Raw genomic sequence first — 2,141 nt, forward strand, 5'->3', positions numbered from 1 at the left:
ACCAAAGAAGTGGTGCGTCAATGTTTAGAAGAAAGAGGCGTGCAGAATATCACTATTGAAGTAGATATCAGTCAAAGCAATCATGCGCAACATAGGCGGAGGGTGAGAGAGTTAGAGCAGAAGCAGGGGCATCATTAGTAAAAAGTAAAGAATGATTAAGCCCCTATGTTATTTGAAATAGAGTATTTTCTTTCCTGTTTAAATATCTTAAAAGTTTGATCCTATAAGGCTCTGTATAAACTTTACTTAGTTGTTTGGTAATTAAAAAAATTTTTCTATTAGATGCAAAATGTTTGACTTGGAGTCAACTCAAAGTTGTATAATAAGATGAATGAGTTATAGTTGCTTAAATTCAGTGAAGGAAATGAAAGGAGGCTAGTATATGAATATTAAATCTGCCAGCGACTTATTGGGAATTTCAGCGGATACGATTCGGTATTATGAGCGAGTTGGTCTTGTGCCACCGATTACTCGAACCGCGACTGGAATTCGTGACTTTCAAGATCAGGATATAGAAGCTCTGGAATTTATTAAGTGTTTTCGTTCGGCGGGTGTCTCTGTAGACAGTTTAGTTGACTATATGTCGCTTTACCAAAAGGGGGATGAAACGAGAGAGGAAAGGCTTGGTATTTTAGAAGACGAAAAGAAAAAATTAGAGAAGCGCTTGTCTCATTTACAGACGGCTTTAAATCGCTTAAATCACAAAATTAAACTTTACAAGGAAGGAAAATTTTAAATGAAATCAGCAGTATATACAAAGGCAGGTCAGGTTGGTCTTGCTAGTATTGAACGTCCGCAAATAATAGAAGCGGATGATGTGATTATTCGTGTAGTTCGTGCGTGCGTTTGTGGTTCAGATTTATGGAGGTACCGTAATCCAGAAACGAAAGCTGGACACAAAAATAGTGGACACGAAGCGATTGGGATTGTCGAAGAAACTGGGGAAGCCATTATGACGGTGAAACCAGGTGATTTTGTCATTGTCCCTTTTACCCATGGCTGTGGGGAGTGTGATGCCTGTCTTGCTGGCTTTGACGGTTCTTGCGACAATCATGTTGGTAATAACTTGGGAGGCGATTTTCAGGCGGAATATATTCGTTTTCACTATGCAAACTGGGCGCTGGTTAAAATCCCTGGACAACCTTCTGACTACACAGAAGGTATGCTCAAGTCACTTTTGACACTGGCTGATGTCATGCCGACCGGTTACCATGCAGCGCGTGTTGCTAATGTTCAAAAAGGGGATAAGGTTGTCGTTATCGGGGATGGGGCTGTTGGCCAATGTGCTGTTATTTCAGCTAAGATGCGTGGAGCGTCGCAGATTGTCCTTATGAGTCGTCATGAAGATCGCCAAAAGATGGCCTTGGAATCAGGTGCGACAGCTGTTGTGGCTGAACGTGGCGAAGAGGGAATTGCCAAAGTCCGTGAAATCCTTGGTGGTGGAGCAGATGCAGCCCTTGAATGTGTTGGGACTGAAGCAGCCGTAGATCAAGCCCTTGGGGTTCTTCACAATGGTGGACGTTTAGGATTCGTTGGTGTTCCTCATTACAATAACTGTGCGCTCGGTTCTACATTTGCCCAAAATATTTCAGTGGCAGGTGGAGCAGCCTCAGTTACTACTTATGACAAACAAGTTTTGTTAAAAGCGGTTCTTGATGGAGACATCAATCCAGGTCGCGTCTTTACTTCAAGTTATAAACTGGAAGATATCGACCAGGCTTATAAAGATATGGATGAACGCAAGACCATTAAGTCTATGATTGTGATGGATTAACAATGAAAATCCTAATGGAGAATTGAGACTCTCTATTAGGATTTTTTGCGTTGGTATATTTGTTGAGTTATGGCAGCGTACTTTCTCTCAAAGTCAGTCTGGTTCCCAGCATAGTCAGGCTAGGAATTTTCCGACCATGGAGAACTTCCTTATTAAGAATATCCATACCTGCTCGGCCCATTTCCTCGGTATAGACAGTGATACTGGAGAGGGGAGGATAGACCTGCTTGGTCAGGCTAGTGTCGTTAAAAGAAATGAGACTGACGCGGTCTGGTAGGCTAATTCCAGCTTCTTGAAGGGCACGGAGGGCGCCGATGGCTAAACTATCGCTAGCAGCGAAAAAGGCTGGTGGGAGTTGTTCTCCTAG

General features: G+C 42.7%; 2 protein-coding genes and 2 pseudogenes. 3 read left to right on the forward strand and 1 reads right to left on the reverse strand.

The features are described from left to right. The 3 genes and pseudogenes from GMD6S_RS13045 to GMD6S_RS11185 form a co-directional block, all read left to right on the forward strand. A pseudogene (locus GMD6S_RS13045) lies at positions 1 to 138 on the forward strand (cation transporter); the annotation flags it as partial. Between the two features lie 244 nt (positions 139 to 382). Further along, positions 383 to 736: a stress response transcriptional regulator NmlR gene (gene nmlR, locus GMD6S_RS11180; RefSeq protein WP_001022627.1), complete on the forward strand. Its 354-nt coding sequence runs from the start codon at positions 383 to 385 to the stop codon at positions 734 to 736. Beyond that, positions 737 to 1,774: a zinc-binding dehydrogenase gene (locus tag GMD6S_RS11185; protein ID WP_000833743.1), complete on the forward strand. Its 1,038-nt coding sequence runs from the start codon at positions 737 to 739 to the stop codon at positions 1,772 to 1,774. It begins immediately after the preceding gene. 67 nt (positions 1,775 to 1,841) lie between these two features. Here GMD6S_RS11185 and galR read toward each other — a convergent pair. After that, positions 1,842 to 2,141, reverse strand: a pseudogene (galR, locus tag GMD6S_RS11190) (DNA-binding transcriptional regulator GalR); the annotation flags it as partial.

The organism is Streptococcus sp. GMD6S, from assembly GCF_000297015.1.

What these genes read in the sequence shown, in the direction of transcription:
- GMD6S_RS11185 (WP_000833743.1), top strand. Translation starts at nt 737, where the DNA reads ATGAAATCAGCAGTATATACAAAGGCAGGTCAGGTTGGTCTTGCTAGT.
- nmlR (WP_001022627.1), top strand. Translation starts at nt 383, where the DNA reads ATGAATATTAAATCTGCCAGCGACTTATTGGGAATTTCAGCGGATACG.